Origin of the sequence: Williamsia sp. CHRR-6 (assembly GCF_018474015.1) — a bacterium.
Classification (GTDB): Bacteria; Actinomycetota; Actinomycetes; order Mycobacteriales; family Mycobacteriaceae; genus Williamsia_A.
This window is the reverse complement of sequence record NZ_JAHCSG010000001.1, coordinates 247,075-271,381: the sequence shown is the minus strand read 5'-3', so window position 1 is coordinate 271,381 and position 24,307 is coordinate 247,075. Positions and strand designations below refer to the sequence as shown.

The following is a 24,307-nucleotide window of genomic DNA, read 5'->3' as shown; positions in this document are numbered from 1 at the left end:
CCAGCGGAGGCCACCTCATCGGCCCCGACCGGAGACCGCGTCGGTGACGCCCTCTCCGACATCGAGCGAAGGACATTGCTGCGCCGTGGCACGTGACTACTACCGGACCCTAGGTGTCGAACCCGGGGCGAGCGAGACGGAGATCAAGCGCGCCTACCGCAAGCTCGCGCGCGAACTCCACCCCGACGTCAACCCCGATGAGGCCGCGCAACAGCGGTTCGCCGAGGTGTCGACCGCCTACGAGGTGCTCAGCGATCCCGAGAAGCGGCGCATCGTCGACGCCGGGGGCGACCCGATGGCCACAGCCGGATCTGGGGGCGGGTTCGGCGGCTTCGGTGGCGGCGGCCTGGGCGATGTGTTCGAGGCGTTCTTCGGTGCCGGTGCCGCCGGCGGGTCGCGGGGACCCCGCGGTCGTGTGCAGCCCGGTTCCGACGCGTTGCTGCGGATGCAGCTCGACCTCGACGAGTGTGCGGCCGGGGTGGCCAAAGAGGTCACCGTCGACACCGCGGTGTTGTGTGACACCTGCAAGGGTTCGGGCGGCCACGAGGGCAGCAAGCCGGTCAACTGTGACATCTGCAAAGGCGCCGGCGAGATCCAGTCGGTGCAGCGCTCGTTCCTCGGCCAGGTGATGACGTCGCGCCCGTGTCCCCAGTGTGCGGGTACCGGGCAGACCATCCCGGACCCATGCCGCAAATGTGCCGGCGACGGCCGCGTGCGGTCACGTCGCACCATGACCGTCAAGATCCCGGCCGGCGTCGGTGAGGGCATGCGGGTGCGTCTGCAAGGCCAAGGCGAGGTGGGTCCCGGTGGCGGGCCGGCCGGTGACCTCTACGTCGAGGTGGTGCAGCAACAGCACGACGTGTTCATGCGCGACGGCGACGACCTGCACTGCACGGTGCGGGTCCCCATGGTCGATGCCGCGCTGGGGTCGTCGATCGATGTGGACACCGTGCTGGGCGGTACCGCCACCGTCACCGTCGAACCCGGCACGCAGCCTGGGCAGATCGTCAAGATCAAGGGCCAGGGAATGCCCCACCTGCACACCGGTGTGCGGGGATCCCTGCACGTGCACCTCGATGTGGTGGTGCCGACCAAGCTCGATCACAAGCAGGTCCAAAAACTCAAGGCCTATCGCGAGGTGTCGCCGAACGAACGGCTCGAACTGGTCGACAGTTCGACGGCTACCCACGGCGGCCTGTTCTCGCGGTTGCGCAACGCCTTCGCCGGGCGCTGACGTCCGACCAGGCCCCCGACCAGGACCTTCGCCCACGCCATGACCCCGCCGCTGTTCTGGATCGACTCCGTCCCATCCGTCGGACAGACCGCCGAGCTCACCGGCGTCGAAGGTCACCACGCCCTCACCGTCACCCGCATCCGGGTGGGGGATCAGGTGCTGGCCTCCGACGGGTTGGGGACGGTGGCGACCTGCGAGGTGACCGACACCTCGGGCAAGGACCGGCTGGTACTCCGGGCACTCGATCACACCACCGTCGCAGCACCGACGCCGAGGGTGACCCTGGTGCAGGCCCTGCCGAAATCGGAGCGATCGGAGTTGGTGGTGGAGCTGGCCACCGAGGCCGGCGTCGATCGGATCGTGGCCTGGCAGAGCGCGCGGTGTGTCACCCGCTGGGTGGGTCCGCGTGCCGAGAAAGGGATCGCCAAGTGGCGCATGGTCGCTCGCACCGCAGCCAAGCAGAGCCGCCGTCCGTGTGTTCCACTCGTCGAAGGTCCGGCCGGCACGGCGTCGGTGCGGTCGCTGGTCAGTGACGTGGTCGGAGGTGGCGGAGTGGTGGCGGTGCTGCACGAGGACGGGGCGCGGTCGTTGGCTGATCTGCCGCTGAACGCAGCGAACGAGGTGGTGTTGATCGTGGGCCCGGAGGGTGGGATCGATCCCGGCGAGCTCGAGGACTTCCGCGCTCTCGGTGGGATCCCGGTGGCGCTGGGACCGGAGGTGCTGCGGACCTCCACGGCAGCGGCGGTCGCGCTGGGCGCCATCGGCGTCCTCACCGATCGATGGGCCCGCGGACGGGACCGCTGAGATGATCCGACAGCGGATCAGCTACGGGGACAGTCGATCTCAGTTCGGTCATCTCTACCTCCCGGTGGCCGATCCGGCTTCGGCGGCCGAGGGTCGCCCCGTCCCGCTGGTGGTCGTCGTACACGGTGGGTACTGGTCCACCGAGTTCGCGCTGGTGGTCGAGACACCGGTCGCGCGCGATCTGGCCGCTCGCGGCGCGGTCGTGTGGAACGTGGAATACCGACGCGTGGGCGAGCACGGGGGTGGGTGGCCCCGCACGGGATACGACGTCGCCAACGCGTTGTCGGCCCTCGACACCTCGGTCCGGTGCGCGCTGCCGGTCGAGCTCGCCCAGCGAGTCGCCTGGGACGACGTCGCGGTGGTGGGGCACTCCGCTGGAGGGCAACTCGCACTGTGGGCCGTTGCTCGTCTGGGTGCCCGGACCCAGACCACCCGGGTGCGGACGGTGATCCTGCAGGCGGCCGCCACCGATCTCGAGGCCGCGGGTCAGCGCGGTCATCTGGCGCTCGAACGCTTCATCGGAGCGCCCTATGCCGACACTCCGCATCGGTATCGAGACGCGTCCCCGATCCGCGCACGGGTGTTCGACGCGCATGTGGTGGCGATCCACGGGGAACTCGACGACGCGATCGACCATCGGGTCAGCAGCGCCTACGTCGAGTCGGTACGGGCCCGGGGTCAGTCGGCGGAGATGGTGATCGTCGCCGGTGAGGGACACGATGCGTTCGTCGACCCCAACAGCCGAGGTCATCGCGAGACCCTGCGCCGGCTGGGCATCTGAGAACCGGTCGTCGGCGGGGGAGGGTGCGGTCTGAGCAGGAAACTCCACGAGCCCGTCGATCGAGGGGCAGTAGACTGCAGGTGCGATGCGATCGGGGTCACGACCGACCTCGATGCCGATACTCGACCCGACACCGCGTTCGCGGTTCGTGTCCGACCCGACGAGGAGCGATCCACCACGTGACCGACGCCGACGCAGCAGGACGCCCCGCTCGGGTGGAGTCCACGATGGAGGTCTCCCAGGATGTCATCTTCGGGCTGTTGGGCACGCGGGATGCGAATCTGCGCGCGATCGAGGCCGCTCTCGGAGCCGACATCCACGTACGCGGCAACCGGGTGACCCTCACTGGTTCGGGTACCGACGTGGCCACCGCCGAACGTGTTCTGGCCGAACTGATCTCGGTGGTCAAGCGTGGGACCGCGCTCACCCCGGACCTGGTCGGGCGCAGCGTGTCGATGTTGACCGACGGATCCGGCGAGTCCCCGGCCGAAGTGCTCAGTCTCGACATCATCTCCCGTCGTGGCAAGACGATCCGACCCAAGACGCTGAACCAGAAGCGCTACGTCGACGCCATCGACACCAACACCATCGTGTTCGGTATGGGGCCCGCAGGTACCGGCAAGACGTATCTGGCCATGGCCAAAGCGGTGCAGTCGCTGCAGGCCAAGGCGGTCAGCCGCATCATCCTGACCCGCCCGGCCGTGGAGGCCGGTGAGCGGCTTGGCTTCCTGCCGGGCACCCTGCACGACAAGATCGACCCCTACCTGCGGCCGCTGCACGATGCGCTGCACGACATGATGGATCCCGACGCGATCCCGAAGTTGATGGCCGCAGGCGTGATCGAGGTTGCCCCTCTGGCCTACATGCGTGGCCGCACCCTCAACGACGCGTTCATCATCCTCGACGAGGCGCAGAACACCACGGGTGAACAGATGAAGATGTTCCTGACCCGGTTGGGATTCGGGTCCAAGGTGGTCGTCACCGGTGACGTGACGCAGGTCGACCTGCCGGGCGGGGCCGAGAGCGGACTCCGTGCGGCCGCCCGCATCCTCGACGGCATCGACGACATCCATTTCGCCACGTTGACCAGCGCTGATGTGGTGCGTCACCGGCTGGTGGCCGACATTGTCGACGCCTACGGGCGGGACGCGGAGTCGCGTGGGTTCGTGGGTAACCGAGCCGATCGTCGCGCCGCTGGGAACGGCCGCCGATCGTGAACCCACGCCGCGGCGATCGGCGCCGGAGTCCGCGCCGATGAGCATCGAGATCTCCAACGAGTCCGGGATCGAGGTGCCCGAACGCACCCTGGTCGACGTCGCCGACTTCGCGCTGGCCGCGATGGACGTCCATCCCGGAGCCGAGCTGTCGATGGCGCTGGTCGACACCGAGACGATGGCCGAACTCCACATGCGGTGGATGGATCTGCCCGGACCCACCGACGTGATGAGCTTCCCCATGGACGAGCTCACCCCGGGTGGACGTCCCGACGCACCCGATCCGGGCCCGGCCATGCTGGGTGACATCGTGATCTGCCCTGAGTTCGCCGCCACCCAGGCCGCCACGGCCGGGCACCCGGTGGAACACGAGCTGGTGGTGTTGACCGTGCACGGGGTGTTGCATCTACTGGGGTTCGACCACGCCGAACCCGACGAGGAGAAGGAGATGTTCGGCCTACAGGGGCGGATCATCGAGCGGTGGTACGACCACCTGCGCGCGCAAGGGCAGGCTCAGCGACAGCAGGCGCGAGATGCGTCCCTGCTCAACACGATCGGGTTCACCAGCGACGAACCCGGTGCCACCTCGGAGCGGTGATCGGTGTCCGACGACGTCGCCCTGGTGCTGACCGCCCTGGCTCTCATCCCGCTGGGCGGGTTGTTCGCTGCCATCGACACCGCCTTGCTCACCGTGTCGGTGGCGCGGGTGGACGACATGATCCGCGAACAGCGGGCAGGCGCGGCCCGGTTGCGTCAGGTGCTGGTGCATCGGGCCACATACATCGGTCTGACCACGCTGATGCGCATCGTCTGCGAGATCGGCGCCACCACGATGGTCGCGGTGGTGGCGCTGGATCGGCTCGCCACCGGGTGGGCCATCGTCGCGGTGATCGTGGTCATGGCGGTGGTCAGCTACGTGATGGTCGGGGTGGGGCCGCGTACCCTCGGCCGCCAGCACGCCTACTCGATCGCCCTGGCCTCGGCCGGCGCGTTGCAGGCGCTGGGTTTCCTGGTCCGTCCGATCACTCGGCTGCTCATCCTGCTCGGCAACGCGATCACGCCTGGTAAGGGATTCCGCAACGGCCCGTTCGCATCTGAGGTTGAGCTGCGCGAACTGGTGGACATGGCCGAGGCCCGCGGCGTGGTGGACGCCGACGAGCGGCGGATGATCCAGTCGGTGTTCGACCTCGGTGACACCATCGCTCGGGAGGTGATGGTGCCTCGACCTGAGATCATCTGGATCGAGTCGGACAAGTCGGTCGCCCAGGCCGCCAGCCTCGCCGTGCGCTCTGGGCACTCCCGGATCCCGGTGATCGGCGAGAACCCCGACGACATGCTCGGCGTGGTGTATCTGAAAGACATCGTCGAGCAACTCATCACACCGGCCGGTCAGTCGGATCGCTGCGCGGTGGTCGCGGTGTCGGAGTTGATGCGCCCGGCCGAGTTCATCCCCGATTCCAAATCTCTGGACCGGGTGCTGGCCGACATGCAGCGCACCCGTAATCACATGGCGCTGTTGGTGGACGAATACGGCGGTATCGCCGGTCTGGTGACGATCGAAGACGTTCTCGAGGAGATCGTCGGGGAGATCAACGACGAGTACGACGGTGACGAGACCTCGCCGGTGCAGGACCTCGGTGACGGTCGGTATCGGGTGTCGGCGCGACTGCCGGTCGACGACATCGGCGAACTGTTCGGCATCGAGATCGACGTCGACGACGTCGACACCGTCGGCGGTCTGCTGGCTCTCGAACTCGGCCGGGTGCCGCTGCCCGGAGCGCGGGTGACCTCGCACGGGATCGGACTCGTCGCCGAGGGTGGACCCAACCGGCAGGGGCGCCTGCGCATCACCACCGTCGTGGTGGAACGACTTCCCTCCGACGACGGTGACGACGACACCGGCGCCGCAACAGATCTCGGCGATCGTGATCGTGATCGGGTTCGCCACCGAAGCAGTGAAGGGACCTCATGACCGACCTCGCCTCCATCACCCCGCCCGACGGTTGGCGGGCGGTTTCGGTCGCCGACGAACTCGCCGGCGAGGACGCCAAGCTTGTCGTGTTGGCGCGCGGCGCGATGGCGCGAGCCGGCGCCCCGGATGCTGCGGCGGTGCGTGACGGCGACGGACGCACCTACGCCTCCACCGGGGTGAACCTTCCCTCCCTACAGCTCTCGGCGTTGCAGGTGGCGGTGGCGATGGCGGTCTCCAGTGGTGCCGCAGGCATGGAGGCCGCAGTGGTCCTCGGCGGCGAGGTCGACGATGCGGGGCTCGATGCGGTGGGCGAGTTCGACAGTTCAGCGACTGCCTACATCACCGATCCGGCCGGTCGGGTGCGGATCGCCTTCGCCCGCGGCGGCGGCGCGTGAACCAACCCGCCCCCGACGTCGAGTTCCGTTCTGGTTTCGTCTGTTTCGTCGGACGGCCCAACACCGGTAAGTCGACGCTGACCAACTCGTTGGTGGGTGAGAAGATCGCGATCACCTCCAACCGTCCTCAGACCACCCGACACACGATCCGGGGCATCGTCAATCGCCCCGATGCGCAACTGATCCTCGTCGACACCCCAGGTCTGCACCGACCGCGGACACTGCTCGGGCAGCGTCTCAACGACCTGGTTCGCGACACCTACTCCGAGGTCGACGTGATCGGGTTGTGCATCCCCGCCGATGAGGCCATCGGTCCCGGTGACCGCTGGATTCTCGACCAGGTCACCCGGATGGCTGCGCGCACCCCGGTGCTGGGCATCGTCACCAAGATCGATCGGGTCACACCGGATCGTGTCGCTGCGCAACTGCTGGCGTTGTCGACGTTGCTCGGTCCCGATCGTGATGTGGTGCCGGTCTCGGCCTCATCGGGTCAGCAGCTCGAGATCTTGACCGATGTGTTGGTGTCGATGGCCGAGCCGGGGCCGATGTTCTATCCCGACGGCGAGCTCACCGACGAACCCGAACAGGTGCTGATGGCCGAGTTCATCCGGGAAGCCGCTTTGGAGGGTGTGCGTGATGAACTCCCGCACTCGCTCGCGGTTGTGATCGAGGAGGTCATCCCACGTGATCGTGATGAGCACGACGATCGTGCGCCCCTGGTCGACGTGCATGCCATCCTGTTCGTCGAACGTGACAGCCAGAAGGGCATCATCATCGGGAAGAAGGGTGCTCGGCTCAAGCAGGTGGGTACCGCCGCCCGCAGTCAGATCGAGCGATTGCTCGGCTGCCGGGTGTATCTCGATCTGCACGTGAAGGTGGCCAAGGACTGGCAGCGCGACCCCAAGCAGTTGCGTCGGATGGGGTTCTAGGGGGCGCGGTCGGTTCCACGCGGCTGCTGCCGGGCAGGAGGAGCCGCAACCGGATCACCGGCGGCGGTAGGTGTTTCAGGGGACTGAGGAGCGCATCGTGTCATCGATCGACCACGAGTCGGGTACGAACGGTAAGGATGAGGACCCGCCTTCACGGCCGGGCTCGGCTGCCCCAGACTCAGCTGCCCCAGACTCAGCTGGCCCGGACTCAGCTGGCCCGGACTCGGCAGGTGCGGACTCGGTCGGCGTGGGCTCGGCGGACTCGGGCTCATCGGGTGCGGCACAGGATCGGCCCTGGGCCACGGTGCGCTCACCGTTGTTCTGGTTGGCTCCGGTCGCCGTGGTCGCCGGGGTGATGTGCCTGCTGGCCGGTCTCTACGTCGGAGGCATCGTGGCGCCCCAGAAGAACCTCCACGACTTCCGGATCGATCTGGTCGTGGAAGACAACGGCGCGGTCACCGAGCTCGGCAAGCCCCCGGTACGGTTTGGCGATCAGGTGGCCCAGGGGATCGTCGACGGCGCCAAGGGGCGCGGGATCGAGTTGCGTCGCAGCGATCGCGGTCCTGCCCTCGACCGGTTGGACACCGGCCGGTCGTACGCGATGCTGGTGATCCCGGCGAATTTCTCGCAGTCGGTGATCGATCTCGCGGGCTCGACGGTGGCCACCACGGCTCCCCAGCGGCCCACCATCGACGCCTTTACCAATCGCCGATCGGGTGCCTACGCCTCGTCCATCGCGACCACGTTCATCGACCGGGTGGCGGTGACGCTGAACGAACGGCTGGGGGCACAGCTGATCGATCAGGCGCGCAGCCGCCTCGATCAGGCCCGGGTACCGTTCACCGGCGCCTCCCAGCTGGCGCTGTCGACGCCGGTCGTCATGAAGGCCACCGAGTCCGATCCACTGCCCGATGGCGCCGCGAACGGACTGAGCGCGTTGTACGTCACGCTGCTGCTGGTGCTGGCAGGCTTCACCGGGGCGATGATCGTGCAGTCGTTGACCGATGGGTTGCTGGGGTTCATCCCGGCTGAGTACGGGCCCCTCTACCTGATGCGTCCGCGTCCACCGTTGAACCGCCTGGGTGGGTTGGCCATCCGGTGGTGGCTGATGTTCGTCATCGCGATGCTGCAATCGGCGTTGTATCTTCTGGTGCTCGACCTCGTCGGGATGGACAACCCCCGGCCGTTCGAGCTGTGGATGCTGTCCACCTTCGTCATCACCGCAGTCGGGATCCTGGCGGCCACGATGATGGCGGTGTTCGGTACGGCGGGGCTGTTGATCAACCTGGTGTTCTTTGTGGTGCTCGGCCTTCCGTCCTCGGGTGGGGCGGTGCCGCTGGAGGCCTCACCCAAGATCTTCACCTGGATCTCGGAGGTGGCGCCGATGCGGCCGATCTATCTGGGCGTGCGGTCGGTCCTCTACTTCGACGGCAGTTTTGCCTCCGGGCTGGGGCGCACGCTGTGGGAGACCGGGGTGTACCTGGTGATCGGGCTGGTGGCCGGGTACGCGGTGAGTGTCTTCTACGACCGCAAGGGCTGGCATCGCCGGTTGCCGAGTGCACCCCGTGGGTGATCCCACACCGTGTTGGTGAGAGGGCGCCGAGAGCAACGGTGAAAGACTGTCCCGTGTGAGGGTGTACCGGGATCAGGCTGTGGTCCTCCGTCAGCACAAGCTGGGGGAGGCTGATCGCATCATCACCCTGCTCACCCGCGAGCACGGGTTGGTGCGTGCGGTGGCCAAAGGTGTGCGGCGTACCCGCTCGAAGTTCGGAGCGCGGGTCGAGCCGTTCGCGCACGTGGACGTGCTGCTCTATCCCGGTCGCAACCTCGACGTGATCACCGCCGCCGACAGCATCGACTCGTTCGCGTCGGCCATCGTCGCCGACTACGGCCGCTACACGAGTGCCTGCGCCATCCTGGAGACCGCCGAACGGTTGGCCGGCGAGGAACGGGCACCGGCGGATCGACTGCACCGGTTGACCGTCGGTGGACTGCGGGCGATCGCGGCAGCGCAGCGTCCCCGCGAGCTGATCCTCGACGCTTTCTTGCTGCGCGCCATGGACTTTGCCGGATGGATGCCTGCGTTGGACAGCTGCGCTCGTTGCGGTGTCCCCGGCCCCCACCGGGCGTTCCACGTCGCGGCCGGGGGAGCGGTGTGTCTGCACTGTCGCCCACCCGGTTCAGCCACTCCGTCCCCGGGTGTGCTGGACCTGATGGATGCGCTCTACCGTGGTCAGTGGGAACACACCGCCGATGCCGCCCCCGGGCTGCGTCGGCAAGCCAGCGGATTGACCGCCGCGCACCTGCAGTGGCATCTGGAACGCCAACTGCGGACGCTGCCGCTGATCGAGCGGGAGGCGCCGCACCGGTCGGGAGAGGACAAGCGTGAGAGCACGCCGGCGATCAGCGCCTTCGGCTGAGAAGCCAGTTCGGGTGATTCGTCCGCCCGACCCGCATCCGTCTGGGGCCACTGCGCCACTGCTGCAGCCCGAACTGATCCCGCGACATGTCGCGCTGGTCATGGACGGTAACGGTCGGTGGGCCACCGACCGCGGCCTGCCGCGCACGGAGGGCCACCGGCGCGGCGAGGCGGTCCTGATGGACACCGTGTGCGGCTGCATCGAACTCGGGGTCACCTGGCTCTCGGCGTACGCGTTCTCCACCGAGAACTGGTCGCGGAGCCCCGATGAGGTGAAGTTCCTGATGGGATTCAACCGGGACGTGATCCGGCGGCGTCGCGACGAGATGAACGAGATGGGCGTCCGCGTGCGGTGGGCCGGTCGACGACCACGCCTGTGGCGCAGCGTGATCACCGAGCTCGAGGTGGCCGAAGAGCTGACGAAGGACAACACCGTCATGACGTTGACGATGTGTGTGAACTACGGCGGTCGGGCCGAGATCGCCGATGCGGCAAGGGAGATCGCCCGCCGGGCGGCGGCCGGACAGCTCGATCCCGAACGCATCACCGAGGCGTCGTTCGCGCGGTACCTCGACGAGCCCGACATGCCCGACGTGGATCTGTTCCTGCGGCCGTCGGGAGAACAGCGGATCTCGAACTTCCTGCTCTGGCAGTCGGCGTATGCGGAGATGGTGTATCAGGAGAAGCTGTTCCCCGACTTCGATCGCCGCGACCTGTGGGCGGCGTGCGTCGAATATGCCTCGCGGGACCGCAGGTTCGGGGGACTGGGCCAACCGGAGGTCCGCGCGTGAGCGATTCCGCGACCGACCTGATCGATCGGGTCGCCGACCTGCTGGGCACCATCGCCGAGGTGACACGGGACGCCGGCGCCGCGACGCTGACCCTGTCCTATGAGAACTCTCGCGCCGCGGTCGCCGCGATGAAGCTCGCCGAGGGTCTCGACGTCCTGTCGGTGACGCAGGTGCTGGCGTGGGACCTTCCCAACACCGACGTGCTGCGCGCCGACATCGAACGGATGTCGGGCGGCCTCAACTTCGGTTCAGTGAAGCGCGCCTCCACCGGCGTGACGACGGATGTGTTGCTGCACTACACGTTTCCGGCCGGCACGCTCAGTGATGGTGCGCTGCTGACGATGATGCACCTGGTGCTCTCGTCCGGGGTCGAGCTGTCGCGCCGGATCACCGACTGATCGCGCTCGGGCGCCGATTCAGTTCCCGGCGCGCCGACGTATGTCTTCGATGACCTCGATGTCGATGAGCGCGTGCGCGCGCGCGATGGCGCCGGCATCAGCGCGACGCCCCGCGCAGATCGCCTCGACCAGTGCATCGTGCTCGCGGGCCGCGCGGGGTTCCATCACCGACATGGTCTCTAAGTCGCCCCAGATGTGCGTGGGCGCGGCAAGAGAAACGCGGGATTCCAACTGCAGCAGGACATCTCGCAGAGCAGAATTGTGTGCCGCCGCCATGATGGACAGGTGTAGCCGAGAATCGGCCTGCTGTGAGGCGATACCCGTCGGAGCATCGCGATAGGCGATGACGTGCGCGCGCATAACCGCCATGTCCGCCTCGGTGCGGTTGTCTGCGGCCGCCTCGGCTACGGTGCCCTGCAACAGGCTGACCGCGATCACGTTCTCCCGCAACGATTCCCAACGATCAGACAGTTCGCGAGCCACGATGTCGGCTGATGCGGTGGGAATTGTGTCCTGCACGAACGAGCCGCCGCCGCGGCCGCGCTGGGTCCGCAACAAGCCACGCTCGACCAGTCGGGCCAGGGCCTGGCGGACGCTTTCTCGACCGGTCCCCAAGGCGGCCGCGAGCTCCCGCTCGGCCGGCAGGCGAGAGCCGGGTAGATACTCCCCGAGGGCGATCGCGGTGACCAGTCGCGACTCGATGTCATCGACTCGTGACGGTGTGGTCAGCGGTGTGGCCAGCTTCGAGACTCGTTCCGGCGGGCTTACCGGTTCAGCGGTGGCGATCCGGCGTACATCGGTACTGATCAGTCCGGACACGGTACCTCCTCGCCAGGATCACAGACGTTACGATTTGCACCTCACTGTAAACTATCGATCGATAAGTTTCATGTGCAGCGCGCGCGAAAAGCCTTGATGCTCCGGCATACTGCGCAATCCGGACACGGAACAGGTGTGGTGCCGCTGGTCGACACGCCAACCGTGCCATCCCGCCGCAGTGTGTGCCTGATCAGTTCAGGCACTGCGCGCAACGCCCGAACACCTCGACAGTGTGGGCGACATCTCGGAAACCGTTCTGCTCAGCCACCTGGGCGGCCCAGCGCTCCACCACATCGGCCTGCACCTCGACGGTGGTGCCACACTCGCGACACACGAGGTGGTGGTGATGACCGGCCGAGCAGCGACGGTACCGCGATTCACCGGAATCGGTTCGCAGCACATCGATCTCGCCCGCATCGGCCAGCGCCTGCAGGTTGCGATACACCGTCGTCAGGCCGATCGACTCGCCGTCGGCCTTCAGGTTGTCGTGCAGTTCTTGGGCCGAGCGGAACTCGTCAACCGAGTTCAGCAGCGCGGTGATCGCATGACGTTGCCGCGTTGCGCGCACACCGGTGACCATCGGGGTCGGACGCTCATCTGAGTCTGATTCGTCGGGGCGCGGCCGGGTGTCGACCGACGGGGAGGCCGACCGCTGAGAACCCGCGGTGGTGCTCATGCTTCGCCGGAAACTGTTGTGTTGGTGCGTGATTCCGTCACGTGCGTGACGGCGTCGGTGACGATGTGCGCGAGATGGTCATCGACGAGTCGGTACATGATCTCGCGGCCGTTGCGCTGCCCATGGACCACCCCGGCGGCCTTGAGCACCCGGAGGTGCTGGCTGATCAGCGGTTGGGTGACACCGAGGGCCCCGACGAGCTCATGGACGCACCGGTCGTGCTGTAGCAACTGCAACACGATCGCGATCCGGACCGGAGCGGCGAGCGCACGCAGCAGATCACCGGCATCGTCGAGTGCATCGCGGTCAGGCGACGGAACCGCCGGAGCCGACAGCTCCATCGGCCCCTCGGCGGGTGGGCCCGACTGATCGGCAGGGGTGGGGATCTCGGTGCTCACGATGACTCGGTCTTCACGGTGTGGTGCTCCTGGCCTGTTCTGGGTCCGGTGGTGCTGGTGCGGTGGTGCTGGTGCGGCGTTCGAGGTGCTCGTAGGTCAATGCAACCGCGTACCGCCGCTTAATTGCAACCATTTTCATATGCACGAAAGGGCATGTCAAGCGCACGCTCTGTTCTGACGCTCGGAATCGGTGCCGCGATGCGGCCGGTTAGGCTGTCACAACGCTCAGGTGAACGCCGATCGTTCGGCGGTTGCGGGCGCCTGATCGTCCCCCGTCCCCACCGACATGATGGAGCACACCCAGCCGTGGCCGGATCACCGAGTCGAATCGACGCCGTCGTCAACCTCTGCAAACGTCGCGGCCTGGTCTTCCCCTGCGGCGAGATCTACGGCGGCACTCGGTCGGCGTGGGACTACGGCCCGCTCGGGGTGGAGCTGAAGGACAACATCAAAAAGCAGTGGTGGCGATCGATGGTCACCTCCCGTGACGACGTCGTCGGGCTGGACTCGTCGGTCATCCTCCCGCGTCAGGTGTGGGAGGCCTCGGGCCACGTGGAGACGTTCACCGATCCGTTGGTCGAGTCGCTGATCACCCACAAGCGTTACCGCGCAGACCATCTCATCGAGGCCTACGAGATCAAGCATGGTCACCCGCCGGAGAACGGACTCGCCGACATCCGCGACCCCGAGACCGGCGACCCCGGTCAGTGGACCGAGCCCAAGGCGTTCTCGGGGATGCTCAAGACCTACCTCGGTCCGGTCGACGACTCCGAGGGTCTGCACTACCTGCGTCCGGAGACTGCGCAGGGGATCTTCGTCAACTTCAAGAACGTGATGACCACCGCGCGTAAGAAACCGCCGTTCGGGATCGGTCAGATCGGCAAGAGCTTCCGCAACGAGATCACCCCGGGCAACTTCATCTTCCGCACCCGTGAGTTCGAGCAGATGGAGATGGAGTTCTTCGTCAAACCCGGAGAAGACGAGACCTGGCATCAGTACTGGATCGACAACCGACTGCAGTGGTACATCGATCTCGGCATCGACCCCGACAACCTGCGCCTCTACGAACACGCCCAGGAGAAGCTGTCGCACTACTCCAAGCGGACGGTGGACGTGGAGTACAAGTTCGGCTTCTCGGGCAACCCGTGGGGTGAGCTCGAGGGGGTGGCCAATCGCACCGATTTCGATCTGTCCACCCATTCCAGACATTCCGGCGAGGATCTCTCGTTCTTCGATCAGGCCTCCGGTGAGCGCTACACCCCGTATGTGATCGAACCGGCGGCCGGTCTGACCCGCTCGCTGATGGCGTTCCTGTGTGACGCCCTCATCGATGAGCAGGTCCCGAACGCAAAGGGAGGCACCGACACGCGAACGGTGCTCAAACTCGATCGGCGGTTGGCGCCGGTGAAAGTGGCGGTGCTGCCGCTCTCGCGCAACGAACAACTCTCACCCAAGGCCCGTGATCTCGCCGCGGAGCTACGTCGGCACTGGAACGTCGAGTTCGACGACGCCCAGGGCATCGGCAAGCGCTACCGTCGGCAGGACGAGATCGGTACGCCGTTCTGCGTGACCGTGGACTTCGACACCCTCGACGACCACTCGGTCACCATCCGCGAGCGTGACGGGATGACCCAGCAGCGTGTCGCCCTCGACCAGGTGAGCACGTATCTCGCCGGAGAGTTGCTGGGCAGCTGAGGTCGGCGTCGACCGTGGCGGTGCAGGCACCGATCTGCCGGGTGCGCGCGTCGCCGGGGGCCCGGCCGCACGGATCGCCATGGTCGCTGCGAGCGGTGGTCTGACATCATCGTCTGAGCGGCCGTCAGGTCCGGGCACGGGGTCCGACACGATGCGACGATCGCGGAGAGTGGGTTGTGGTGTCCGGTGACGGTGTGGTGACAGGCAAGGTCGTGCATTACGACGCCAATCGCGGGTTCGGTTTCCTGGCACCGGATTCGGGCGGGGCCGATGTGTTCTTGCACATCAACGACGCCGCCGACCTCGACGAGGCCTCGCTGAAGCCGGGCGCGCAGGTCGAGTTCGAGGTGCAGGACACCGATCGCGGTTCCAAGGCGGTCAACGTGTCGGTCACCGGTGCGGCTCCGGCGGGAGCGCGCGACGGCCGCCGCGACGACCACCGCGACCGAGGCGATCAGCGAGATCGCGGGGAACGATCCGACCGCCCGCGTCGGGCCTCGCGGTCGTCGGACTCGGCTGTGTTGGATTCGGCGGTGTTCACCGAGGAGATCACCGAGCTGCTGCTCGACGCTTCGGGCACCCTCACCGCCGCCCAGATCATCGCCATCCGAGGCAAGATCACCGACTTCGCCGTGGCGCGCGGCTGGGTCGTCGACTGACGCGGTGACATCTCGAGGGGTCCCGACCGGCGGTTCGTCAGGTGCAGCGACCTATGACGCGCACGACACCGAACGGCTGGTCGTCGAGTCGCCGAAGGCAGCTATCCTGCCCGGTGACGAGGACCAGAGCCGCAGCGAATTCGCCCGCGACCGGGCTCGCGTGCTGCACTCGGCGGCGCTACGTCGACTGGCGGACAAGACGCAGGTCGTCGGTCCACGCGAGGGTGACACCCCACGGACGCGTCTGACCCATTCGCTGGAGGTGGGACAGATCGGTCGGGGCATCGCCGTGGGATTGGGCTGCGATCCCGACCTCGTCGAGTTGGCCGGACTTGCCCATGACATCGGACATCCGCCGTACGGGCACAACGGCGAGCGTGCGCTCGACGAGGTGGCCGCCGACATCGGCGGGTTCGAGGGGAACGCTCAGAACCTACGCATCCTGACCCGCCTCGAGCCCAAGATGCTTGATGCCGACGGCCACAGCGTGGGACTCAACCTCACCCGTGCGTCGCTCGACGCAATGCTGAAGTACCCGTGGACCCGGCAGGCGCCGGGGTCGAAGTTCGGGGCGTACGAGGACGATGCCGCGGCGCTGAGATGGGTGCGCGACGGTGCGATCGGGTCGCGGCAGTGCCTGGAGTCGCAGGTGATGGACTGGTCCGACGACGTGGCCTACTCGGTGCACGATGTCGAGGACGGGGTGCTGGCCGGTCGGATCGATCTGCGCGGTCTCGCCGATCCGGTCGAGCGTCGCGAACTCGCCGAGATCGGGGTCCGCGAGTTCTCCGGTCTCGACGTCGATGAACTCGTCGACGCCGCAGCGCGGCTGGCCGGGTTGGAGATCGTCTCGGCGATCGACACCTACGACGGGACCCTGCGCTCAGCGGTTGCGCTCAAGCGCCTCACCAGCGAACTCGTGGGCCGATTCGCGTCTGCGGCTATCAGCAGCACCCGCGCGGCCACCGACGGCGAGCCGATCCGACGGTTCGGCGCCGGGCTCTGTGTGCCGCCCACCGTGGCGGCCGAGGTGGCCGTCCTCAAGACGATGGCGTTGCGGTTCATCTTCTCCGATCGCCGCCACCGCGCCCACCAGGAACGTCAGCGCGAGCGCATCCACCGGGTGGCCGGATGGTTGGCCCGGGCTGCTCCGGGTGGGCTCGACCCGCTGTTCGTACCCGCGTGGCGGGAGGCGACCGACGACGGTGCGCGCATGCGGGTGGTGGTCGACCAGATCGCATCGATGACCGAGGGTCGACTCGAACGCACCGACCGACAGAACTCCGGCGCCCAGGCGCACCTGGGCTGATCACCCTCGGCCGGGGGGCCGGCGCCGGCCTCGGGCCACGTCCCACGGCGATACACTCGAGCCCGTGGCCGGCCGAATTCCTGATCGTGACATCACGGCCATCCGTGAACGCACCCGGATCGAGGAGATCATCGGCGACTACGTGTCGCTGCGAAAGGCGGGGGCCGACAGTATGAAGGGGCTGTGTCCCTTCCACGACGAGAAGTCGCCGTCGTTTCACGTGCGCCCCAACCACGGTCACTTCCACTGTTTCGGCTGCGGCGAAGGCGGCGACGTCTACACGTTTCTGCAGAAGCAGGAACACATCTCGTTCGTCGAGGCGGTGGAGCAACTCGCCGACCGGATCGGCTACCAGATCAACTACGAGGGTGGCGGCACCAGTGTCGCGCGGGATCGCGGCACCCGGGCGCGGTTGGTGGCGGCCAATGCCGCGGCGCAGAAGTTCTACGCCGAGCAGTTGCTCACCCCCGAGGCACAGACGGCGCGCGCGTACCTGACCGAGCGTGACTTCGATCAGGCTGCTGCCACCCAATTCGGTTGTGGCTATGCGCCATCGGCGTGGGATGCGATGACCACGACATTGCTGGGCCAGGGTTTCGAGTTCTCCGAACTCGAGGCGGCCGGGTTGTCCAAGCAAGGTCAGCGCGGGCCCATCGACCGATTCCGTCGGCGACTGCTCTGGCCTATTCGCAACCTGGGCAACGACATCATCGGTTTCGGGGCGCGCAAGCTGTTCGACGACGACACCATGGGTAAGTACATGAACACCCCAGAGACCATGCTGTACAGGAAGTCTCAGGTGCTGTTCGGCCTCGATCACGCCAAGAAGAGCATCGCCAAGGGGCATCAGGTCGTCATCGTCGAGGGCTACACCGACGTGATGGCCATGCACCTGTCCGGCGTCACCACGGCGGTGGCCGCGTGTGGCACCGCCTTCGGCGATGACCACCTGGCGCTGCTGCGTCGATTGTTGATGGACGACTCGTACTTCCGTGGCGAGGTGATCTACACCTTCGACGGCGATGCTGCCGGTAAAGCGGCTGCGCTCAAGGCATTCGAGGGGGAGCAGAGCATCGCCGGTCAGACTTTCGTCGCCATCGCCCCCGACGGCATGGATCCGTGCGAGCTACGCCAACGCGGTGGCGACACCGCTGTGCGGGATCTGGTGGCCCGCCGGATTCCTATGTTCCAGTTCGCGATTCGCGCGGTTCTCGGTGGTCACGACCTCGACACCGCCGAGGGGCGGGTGCACGCGCTACGTGACACCGTGCCGGTGGTGGCGCGCATCAAGGACGTGGCGTTACGGGACGAATACGCCCGACAGCTCGCCGGCTGGGTTGGCTGGGACGATGTGGGACAGGTGCTGCGTCGGGTTCGTGAACAGGCCAACGCGGGTGCGGTCAGCACCGGTGCCGCCGCGCGGGCGCAGGCGCGCGCGGCGACCGGATCGGCGCCGTCGGGCCCCACATCGGGGGTAGCGGGTGCGGCCCGGCCGTCGCCGACCGATCCGCGGCTGTGGCCGCAGCGCGAAGCGCTCAAGGCGGCTCTGCAGTACCCGGCGATCGCAGGCACGGTGTTCGATGCGCTGCCGGTGGAATGTTTCCCAGAACCTGCCTATGCGTTGGTGCGCACCGCGATCGAGGGTGTCGGCGGCACCAGCGCCGGGCTCGGGGGTGCAGCCTGGGTGGAGGCGGTCGGTCGCGAGCTCGACAACCCGGTACTGGCGTCGCTGCTGACCGAGTTGGCCGTGGAGCCGATGCCCGTCGGGGAAGCAGCCATACCGCGCTACATCGGTAGCGTGCTGGCGCGGCTGCAGGAGGTGTGGGTGGGGGAGCAGATCGCCGACATCAAGTCGCGACTGCGGCGGATGTCACCCAGCGACGATCCTGACGCCTACAACTCCCTGTTCGGTGATCTCGTGGCCCTGGAGGCCTACCGCCGCAGCCTGCTCGAGCAGGCGGTCGATCCAGGTGCGCCGGTCACCTGAGACATCGGTCCGGCGGCGGTGTGCGGCGGTGCCGGTGGGTTCAGTCGCGCGGATCGCGGGGTGCGTAGACGGTGGTGTCGGCGTCGATGTGGTGCACCTCGGTCAGCTGCGGCTGGGTGCTCAACTTGTCGGACAACTTCTGGCGGCTGACGTCGATGACCTTCTTGGTGGCGGGCGACTCGGTCACCGCGTGGTACGCGCGTGAGATCTGGTCGTAGCGGCGGCGTCCGGCCTTGGCACCCAGCACGTACCCGATGCCGAGGAAGGCAAGAATGCGGACCATCGTGAAGCTCCTTCGCCAGTCGGTGTCCCGACCATCCTGCCCGATGTGGTCGGGTACCGGGCGGGGCGGTCGGCCTATGACCATCGTCGGCGGTGTACACCCCCGGGGGTTGGCGCGTAGCCACAGGGAGTGCGGCGGCGATTTGGTGCAGCCCGGTGCTGATGGGCTAGAGTCGTACCCGGTTCGCCGGACGCGTTGCGTGGCTGTCGATCCACCGTCCCCCATAGCTCAATTGGCAGAGCTTCCGACTGTTAATCGGACGGTTACTGGTTCGAGTCCAGTTGGGGGAGCCTCCGTGGCGCCGAACCTGGGGCGGTAGCTCAGTTGGTCAGAGCCGGGGACTCATAATCCCTTGGTCGCGGGTTCGAGCCCCGCCCGCCCCACCCCTCAACCCGATAGGTCCAGATCGGGTCCTTTCTTGTCGCGGCTCGTAACACTTCCATGTCTCGACTCCTGGCGGCAGCTGCCGGGGTGTCGGTGGGCCCGCCCGCTCATGACGATCGCCGCTCGTGGTCTGTCCGCCATGGCCCCAGGGATGACATCGCAGGGCCGCAGTGCCATCCGACTCGAACCAGGGGGCACAATCCCGGCGTGGTTCTCGCCCGGCAGCCACGCTGCTCGGCTCTTGGCAGAGGGTTGGTCAGCTACGACGCCTGACGACATCGGGCTCCGATGTCGGCTGACTGAGACGCTGTTCGGCGCGTTCCATCAAGTGGGCTCAGATGCCGCGACGGCAACCGACGATAACTACAGTCATCGGGATGAGACTGAGCCTGCTTGCCGAGGGGCCCTCGATGCGTCGTTGCGGCCGGAGGTTGGTTGTGCGACTGCCACTGGCCTCGCCGCTGCGCTGGTGCTGTGCGTATGCCCGACCCGCGACTCCCGGTTCGCATCCTGACTGTGGCGAGTGATCCGCAGTCCCCCGAGTCGGCCCCGACTGCAGCCAGCGTCGGTCGGGCAGCGGCGAAAGCGGCACGGCGCCAGGCGTTGTTGGCCGCGGCGGCGCGGCTGATGGCCGTGGGTGGATATGCCGCGGTGCGGCTCGAAGACATCGGGGCGGCCGTCGGTGTGAGTGGGCCGGCCATGTATCGCCACTTCACGGGCAAGCAGGATCTGTTGGCCGCAATGCTGATCGACATCTCCGACCGTTTGCTCGCTGGGGCCACCGCAGTGGACGTCGCCGACCCGGTGCTACGACTGCATCGCCTCGTCGAGCTGCACGTCGACTTCGCCACCACCGAGCCAGATCTCATCACCGTGCAATACCGAGACCTCGGCGCGCTCGACGACGAGCGCGCCGCCGAGATCAGACGTCGGCAGCGCAGCTACATCGGGCTGTGGGCTGATGCTCTGATGGCCGCAGTCGCCATCGACCGGCCACACGCGATGGTGCGAGCGCAGGCGGTGTTCGGGTTGATCAACTCCGCGCCACGCCTAGGCGTCATCCCGGTGGCAGAACTGCGCCTGCAGCTGCAGTCCATGGCTGTGGCAGCGCTCACATCTTCACGCTTCTGAACTGCGCTTTTAAACCTTTTCACACCCCGTCGTCGCGTATCGCTGACCTGGCTGCTACCGATCGGTAACACATCCGATCCACAATTCGATTTAGAGATCACACCGCGCACCGAGGACTCACATTTACAGCCACGGTCTCGTCCGGAATCCCGAAGCCGCGGATCTCAGCCTCCGCCCGCTGCCACCGAGTTCGATCAGTTGTGAAGGAAGAAGCGTGTACGCGATCCCCTTTCGAGACACTCCTCGCCGAACCTCGACGACTCCTCATGCAGGTAACGCGCGCATCCCCGGCGACACCAGGTTCATCCAACCGCGGTCACAGGCGTGGCTCTACCGATACGCATCGCTGGCTCGCACCGTCGACCTGATCGTGGTGACCGCCGCGGTGATCGTCGCGCTGGTGGCCCGCTTCGGCTATCACCTCAACCACAGTCTGGGTCGCTTCAGCTTTCCCGCGATCATCGTCGCTCTGGCCATCGCGGTCTGCTGGTTCGCGATGCTGCGCGTCACCCAGAGCTCCGATCGCCGGGTGCTCGGCGGCGGCCCCACCGAGTACAGCCGGGTGCTGACCTCGTCGGTGATGACCTTCGGGGTGTTCGCCATCATCGATCAGCTTCTCAGCCTCAACGTCGCTCGCGGCTTCCTGGCCGTCGCGTTCCCGCTCGGGACCGTCCTGCTGCTCGTCACCCGTTGGTTCATGCGTCGGCACCTCATCGCGATGCGCTGTTCGGGTCGGTACCTCGAGCGCGTGTTGGTCGTCGGCAGCGTCGGTTCGGCCCGCACCCTCATCGAGCGGTTCGGCGCGCATCCTGAACTGGGGTACGAGGTTGTCGGCCTGTGCGTACCCGAGCAACCGAACACCGATCAGGTCATCGACTTCGACGGACGCTCGGTCCCGGTCTTCGGTGACATCACCGACGCGCGCTCAGCGGTGGCGCTGTCCGGTGCCACCACGGTCGCGGTCACCTCCGCAGAGGTGTTGGGCCACTCGGCGATGCGCGAATTGTCCTGGGATCTCGAAGGAATGGACGTCGACATGCTGGTGTCGCCGGGCGTCACCGACGTGGCCGGTCCACGGATGATGGTGCGACCGGTGGCCGGTCTGCCGCTGCTGCACATCGACAAGCCCAGCTATGAGGGTGCGAACCGGTTCCTCAAGTCGGCCTTCGACCGCGCGGTCACCGCGGTGGGCCTGCTGGTGCTGTCGCCGGTCCTGCTGGTGTGTGCCATCGCGGTCAAGGCCACCTCACCGGGCCCGGTGTTCTATCGCGGCGAGCGGATGGGCCTCAACAACGAGCCGTTCCGGATGTGGAAGTTCCGTTCGATGGTCGACGGGGCCGACGCCCAGCGTCAGCAGTTGGCCGAACTCAGCGAGGGCAACGGAGTGCTGTTCAAGATGCAGAACGATCCCCGGGTCACCCCGGTGGGCAAGTTCATGCGCCGCTTCAGCCTCGACGAACTCCCGCAACTGTTCAACGTGATCGGCGGTTCGATGAGCCTGGTCGGGCCGCGCCCACCGCTGCGTGAAGAGGTGGAGACCTACGACCACGTGGTGACGCGACGGATGCTGGTCAAGCCCGGTATCACCGGGCTGTGGCAGGTGTCGGGACGCTCGGATCTGTCCTGGGAGGAATCGGTCCGCCTGGACCTGTCCTACGTGGAGAACTGGTCGATCATGTCCGACGTCATCATCCTCTGGCGTACCGCCCGGGCCGTGGTGAGCAGCGACGGAGCCTACTGACCGTCCGCACCCGACCTGGCCTGTCCGACGGTGCGTGCGCGGCGTCCGGCCGGCGAGCCCGCCCCCGACCGCCGACCGTCCGATCGATCAGTATCGGCGTCGTCGGCTGATCGGCGGTCGCACCGTCGAGCGGTGGATTCGGACGATCATCGCCACCGACTCCGACTCCAGCACACCGAGTTCGGAATGGAGCGCGCGGTCGAGTTCGCCGAGCTCGTGCGCACGACCTGGGGAGATCAACCGCCGCTCGGCGTCGGTTCGGGCGTAGAGCGAGACCGGGTTCATCGGGCACACGGCCAGGCCGATCTCGGTGGCGCGAATCCACAAAGCCTCAGCGACCATGCCGCAGTACGCGAGGGTGGCGGGGGTGTGGTCTACCCCGACGACAGCGACCAGAGCCGAACTCGACTGCACCGCAGCCGCGGCCGCGGCACCCAGCGAGTGCCCGGCGTCCCATGCGTCGAGCTCGGCCATCGCGTCGGCCCGCCGCAACACGTCGAGCATCACCACCATCTGCGGGGGCAACCCGACGCTCGGTAGCGCGATCCCGGTGTCGGGATTGCCGGTGGCGCCGGGCAAGCGCAGTTCGTCGACCATCTCCCGGTGCAATGCGGGGGTGAGGTAGCGAATCCGCTCGTAGGCGGCGAACAGTTGTGCGCAGTTGTCGAGGCCATGCGGATCGGCCACCACGCGTAGCCCCGGGGGAATGGTGCCGCTGGGCAGTGCGACGTCGCCGACGGCACCGAGCAGTGCGGCGGTCTCGGTATCGGACAGGGCGCTTGCATCCCCAGGCATCCGGTTGGTGTGACGGGCGAGCATCGCGTCGGTGCGCCGCGCCAGCGTCGGATCGGTGCGATCACCGAGTTCGACGACCAGTGTGCGATGGTCGTCGGCGGTGGGCGCGATCAGGTCGGCGCCCAGGATCGAGCGCTCGGCTGCGGCCACCCGTACGTTGTGCGCGACCATGCCCAGCGTCACGATGCCGGCCCGGTCGTCGATGTCGGTGGGTCCGGCGGGCTGGTCGCCCAGTGCGATGCGAATCGTGTTGTCCACCGCGGTGATCCGCCAGCGCTGAGCGTTCCCGGGCGAGGGAGCGCGGCGTCCGGCGAAGAGCACGGCCTCGATGTCGTCGAGTTCACCGAAGGTGCTCCTCGGATCAACGAGCTCCCCGGTCGACGAGGTGGTCGACCGATCTGCGACGGCAGGCTCGATGATGGTGTCGAGCAGTCGGTCCAGGTCCACGCGTACCCGCCCCGATGGCAGCTCGCGCCCCAGCGCCAGCCGACGAACCGCCGCGGCGCACGTCGCCCCGCCCAGCGCCACCTCGCCGCCCAGCTGGGGCCAGCTGCCGATGGTTCGCCCCAGCTCCAACGCCGATGCCGCCATCCGAGTGGTCACCCGGGACGCGTCGAGCAGGGCGATGGCCAGCGGCATCTTCTGAGCCGTGCTCAATCCCGCCACGGCCGATGCGTCGATGTCGCCGAGCAAGCCGTGAAACAGCGGTCGCTGCGGTTCGCGGTCGAACCTCTCGACGTCGAGCACGCCCCCGTCGCTGGTCTCCATGATCACCGGGATGCGTTGTCTACGTGCCTGATCGCGTACCAACACCTTGGCGTCGAACGAGTCGCACTCCTCGAGGACCAGGTCCAGTCCATCGATGAACCGCGCCACCGTCTCGGCGTCGATGCCGCCGGGCACGACCTCGACGGTGATGTAGGGGTCGATCTCGGCGATCCGCCGTGCCGCGGCCACCGACTTGTTGACGCCGAGGTCGCAGACCGACCCGGGGACCCGGTTGAGGTTGGACAGGTCGAGGTGGTCGAAGTCGGCGAGTCGGATGGTTCCCGCTGAGCCCTCCATCGCCAGGGTGTGGGCCACGACGTGTCCGACGCTGAGTCCGACCACCCCGACCCGGAGGAGGGCCAACCGATCCTGCTCGGCGAGGGTGATCTTGTTGCGGTTGCGATCAAGGCGCAACCGACGAAAACCTATGGGGCCCAGTAGGTGTACCAGGGTCGACCGCCACGGGTAGTGGACCCACCGGGTGGGCTCGTCGAGGAGCTCGGTCGCGGGCGGAAGCACCTCAGCCAGCGACGTCCGCTGAGCACGTATGGTGTCGACGCTGCGCACGCCGGTGTCCCGGCGTAACCATTCGATCCGTTCGGCGTCCGCGCCGACACCGGGGTCGAGGATCTCGGCCTCACCGAATTCGATGTCTGATGGTGCACTCACGGTTTCCCTCATTGAATTCTTCCTCTCGTGAATTACCCGACGCTCTGATTTACGAT

23 protein-coding genes and 2 tRNA genes are annotated in these 24,307 nt (G+C 67.2%); 20 read left to right on the top strand and 5 right to left on the bottom strand.

Annotated features, from left to right (window positions below; genetic code table 11):
* Positions 1–85: 85 nt before the first annotated feature.
* From dnaJ to KIK15_RS01145, 12 genes are all read left to right on the top strand, one after another.
* Positions 86–1,234, top strand: coding sequence for a molecular chaperone DnaJ (dnaJ, locus tag KIK15_RS01200; protein ID WP_214242343.1), 1,149 nt, complete (start codon positions 86–88; stop codon positions 1,232–1,234).
* Between the two features lie 39 nt (positions 1,235–1,273).
* Positions 1,274–2,038, top strand: a complete 765-nt coding sequence (locus KIK15_RS01195; RefSeq protein ID WP_214242342.1) for a 16S rRNA (uracil(1498)-N(3))-methyltransferase — start codon at positions 1,274–1,276, stop codon at positions 2,036–2,038.
* A 1-nt stretch (position 2,039) separates the two neighbouring features.
* Positions 2,040–2,819 carry a S9 family peptidase gene (locus tag KIK15_RS01190; protein WP_214242341.1) on the top strand — a complete coding sequence of 260 codons (780 nt, stop codon included), beginning with the start codon at positions 2,040–2,042 and terminating at the stop codon, positions 2,817–2,819.
* Between the two features lie 227 nt (positions 2,820–3,046).
* Positions 3,047–4,036 carry a PhoH family protein gene (locus KIK15_RS01185; RefSeq protein ID WP_214243180.1) on the top strand — a complete coding sequence of 330 codons (990 nt, stop codon included), beginning with the start codon at positions 3,047–3,049 and terminating at the stop codon, positions 4,034–4,036.
* Positions 4,037–4,073: 37 nt separating this feature from the next.
* Entirely contained in the window at positions 4,074–4,631 is a 558-nt protein-coding gene (gene ybeY / locus KIK15_RS01180; protein ID WP_214242340.1) for an rRNA maturation RNase YbeY, read from the top strand.
* Positions 4,632–4,634: 3 nt separating this feature from the next.
* The gene (locus tag KIK15_RS01175) at positions 4,635–6,005 is read left to right on the top strand and encodes a hemolysin family protein (protein WP_214242339.1); all 1,371 of its coding nucleotides are present in this window, start codon (positions 4,635–4,637) and stop codon (positions 6,003–6,005) included.
* Positions 6,002–6,400 (top strand): cytidine deaminase, encoded by a 399-nt coding sequence (locus KIK15_RS01170; RefSeq protein WP_214242338.1) that lies wholly within the window; start codon positions 6,002–6,004, stop codon positions 6,398–6,400. The genes KIK15_RS01175 and KIK15_RS01170 overlap by 4 nt, the downstream gene beginning before the upstream one ends.
* Positions 6,397–7,329: a GTPase Era gene (gene era, locus KIK15_RS01165; protein ID WP_214242337.1), complete on the top strand. Its 933-nt coding sequence runs from the start codon at positions 6,397–6,399 to the stop codon at positions 7,327–7,329. Before KIK15_RS01170 ends, era begins: the two co-directional genes overlap by 4 nt.
* 247 nt (positions 7,330–7,576) lie before the next feature.
* Entirely contained in the window at positions 7,577–8,902 is a 1,326-nt protein-coding gene (locus KIK15_RS01160; protein WP_214242336.1) for a YhgE/Pip domain-containing protein, read from the top strand.
* 55 nt (positions 8,903–8,957) lie between these two features.
* A complete protein-coding gene (recO, locus tag KIK15_RS01155) occupies positions 8,958–9,749 on the top strand; it encodes a DNA repair protein RecO (protein ID WP_214242335.1) in 792 nt (263 codons plus the stop codon).
* Positions 9,715–10,539 (top strand): isoprenyl transferase, encoded by an 825-nt coding sequence (locus tag KIK15_RS01150; RefSeq protein WP_214242334.1) that lies wholly within the window; start codon positions 9,715–9,717, stop codon positions 10,537–10,539. The genes recO and KIK15_RS01150 overlap by 35 nt, the downstream gene beginning before the upstream one ends.
* Entirely contained in the window at positions 10,536–10,937 is a 402-nt protein-coding gene (locus tag KIK15_RS01145) for a hypothetical protein (RefSeq protein WP_214242333.1), read from the top strand. The genes KIK15_RS01150 and KIK15_RS01145 overlap by 4 nt, the downstream gene beginning before the upstream one ends.
* Positions 10,938–10,955: 18 nt before the next feature.
* On the opposite strand, the gene KIK15_RS01140 is transcribed toward KIK15_RS01145, so the two are convergent.
* From KIK15_RS01140 to KIK15_RS01130, 3 genes are all read right to left on the bottom strand, one after another.
* Positions 10,956–11,756 (bottom strand): GntR family transcriptional regulator, encoded by an 801-nt coding sequence (locus tag KIK15_RS01140; RefSeq protein ID WP_307851682.1) that lies wholly within the window; start codon positions 11,754–11,756, stop codon positions 10,956–10,958.
* Positions 11,757–11,946: 190 nt separating this feature from the next.
* Positions 11,947–12,336, bottom strand: coding sequence for a Fur family transcriptional regulator (locus KIK15_RS01135; RefSeq protein ID WP_214243178.1), 390 nt, complete (start codon positions 12,334–12,336; stop codon positions 11,947–11,949).
* Positions 12,337–12,428: 92 nt separating this feature from the next.
* Positions 12,429–12,773: a helix-turn-helix transcriptional regulator gene (locus KIK15_RS01130; protein WP_214243177.1), complete on the bottom strand. Its 345-nt coding sequence runs from the start codon at positions 12,771–12,773 to the stop codon at positions 12,429–12,431.
* A 363-nt stretch (positions 12,774–13,136) separates the two neighbouring features.
* Here KIK15_RS01130 and KIK15_RS01125 point away from each other — a divergent pair, with 363 nt between their 5' ends.
* From KIK15_RS01125 to dnaG, 4 genes are all read left to right on the top strand, one after another.
* A complete protein-coding gene (locus tag KIK15_RS01125; RefSeq protein WP_307851681.1) occupies positions 13,137–14,525 on the top strand; it encodes a glycine--tRNA ligase in 1,389 nt (462 codons plus the stop codon).
* Between the two features lie 179 nt (positions 14,526–14,704).
* A complete protein-coding gene (locus KIK15_RS01120; protein ID WP_214242331.1) occupies positions 14,705–15,184 on the top strand; it encodes a cold-shock protein in 480 nt (159 codons plus the stop codon).
* Positions 15,185–15,188: 4 nt separating this feature from the next.
* A complete protein-coding gene (locus KIK15_RS01115) occupies positions 15,189–16,493 on the top strand; it encodes a deoxyguanosinetriphosphate triphosphohydrolase (RefSeq protein WP_214242330.1) in 1,305 nt (434 codons plus the stop codon).
* A gap of 64 nt (positions 16,494–16,557) precedes the next feature.
* On the top strand, positions 16,558–18,480 hold the full coding sequence (dnaG, locus tag KIK15_RS01110) for a DNA primase (protein ID WP_214242329.1): 1,923 nt from the start codon (positions 16,558–16,560) through the stop codon (positions 18,478–18,480).
* A 40-nt stretch (positions 18,481–18,520) separates the two neighbouring features.
* On the opposite strand, the gene KIK15_RS01105 is transcribed toward dnaG, so the two are convergent.
* Positions 18,521–18,763: a hypothetical protein gene (locus tag KIK15_RS01105; RefSeq protein ID WP_214242328.1), complete on the bottom strand. Its 243-nt coding sequence runs from the start codon at positions 18,761–18,763 to the stop codon at positions 18,521–18,523.
* 217 nt (positions 18,764–18,980) lie between these two features.
* Here KIK15_RS01105 and KIK15_RS01100 point away from each other — a divergent pair.
* The 4 genes from KIK15_RS01100 (at position 18,981) to KIK15_RS01085 (ending at position 22,019) form a co-directional block, all read left to right on the top strand.
* A tRNA-Asn gene (locus tag KIK15_RS01100) sits at positions 18,981–19,053 on the top strand.
* Positions 19,054–19,072: 19 nt separating this feature from the next.
* A tRNA-Ile gene (locus tag KIK15_RS01095) sits at positions 19,073–19,146 on the top strand.
* A gap of 517 nt (positions 19,147–19,663) precedes the next feature.
* Positions 19,664–20,278, top strand: coding sequence for a TetR/AcrR family transcriptional regulator (locus tag KIK15_RS01090; protein WP_307851680.1), 615 nt, complete (start codon positions 19,664–19,666; stop codon positions 20,276–20,278).
* Positions 20,279–20,492: 214 nt separating this feature from the next.
* Positions 20,493–22,019: a sugar transferase gene (locus KIK15_RS01085; RefSeq protein WP_307851679.1), complete on the top strand. Its 1,527-nt coding sequence runs from the start codon at positions 20,493–20,495 to the stop codon at positions 22,017–22,019.
* Between the two features lie 87 nt (positions 22,020–22,106).
* On the opposite strand, the gene KIK15_RS01080 is transcribed toward KIK15_RS01085, so the two are convergent.
* Complete coding sequence (locus KIK15_RS01080) at positions 22,107–24,251, bottom strand: Rv1355c family protein (RefSeq protein ID WP_307851678.1); 2,145 nt, start codon at positions 24,249–24,251, stop codon at positions 22,107–22,109.
* Between the last annotated feature and the right edge of the window lie 56 nt (positions 24,252–24,307).

Excerpts from the sequence above, each read along its gene's own strand:
- KIK15_RS01195 (WP_214242342.1), top strand. The coding sequence starts at position 1,274 with ATGACCCCGCCGCTGTTCTGGATCGACTCCGTCCCATCCGTCGGACAG.
- KIK15_RS01190 (WP_214242341.1), top strand. The coding sequence starts at position 2,040 with ATGATCCGACAGCGGATCAGCTACGGGGACAGTCGATCTCAGTTCGGT.
- KIK15_RS01185 (WP_214243180.1), top strand. The coding sequence starts at position 3,047 with ATGGAGGTCTCCCAGGATGTCATCTTCGGGCTGTTGGGCACGCGGGAT.
- ybeY (WP_214242340.1), top strand. The coding sequence starts at position 4,074 with ATGAGCATCGAGATCTCCAACGAGTCCGGGATCGAGGTGCCCGAACGC.
- KIK15_RS01170 (WP_214242338.1), top strand. The coding sequence starts at position 6,002 with ATGACCGACCTCGCCTCCATCACCCCGCCCGACGGTTGGCGGGCGGTT.
- KIK15_RS01135 (WP_214243178.1), bottom strand. The coding sequence starts at position 12,336 with ATGGTCACCGGTGTGCGCGCAACGCGGCAACGTCATGCGATCACCGCG.
- KIK15_RS01130 (WP_214243177.1), bottom strand. The coding sequence starts at position 12,773 with ATGGAGCTGTCGGCTCCGGCGGTTCCGTCGCCTGACCGCGATGCACTC.
- KIK15_RS01105 (WP_214242328.1), bottom strand. The coding sequence starts at position 18,763 with ATGGTCCGCATTCTTGCCTTCCTCGGCATCGGGTACGTGCTGGGTGCC.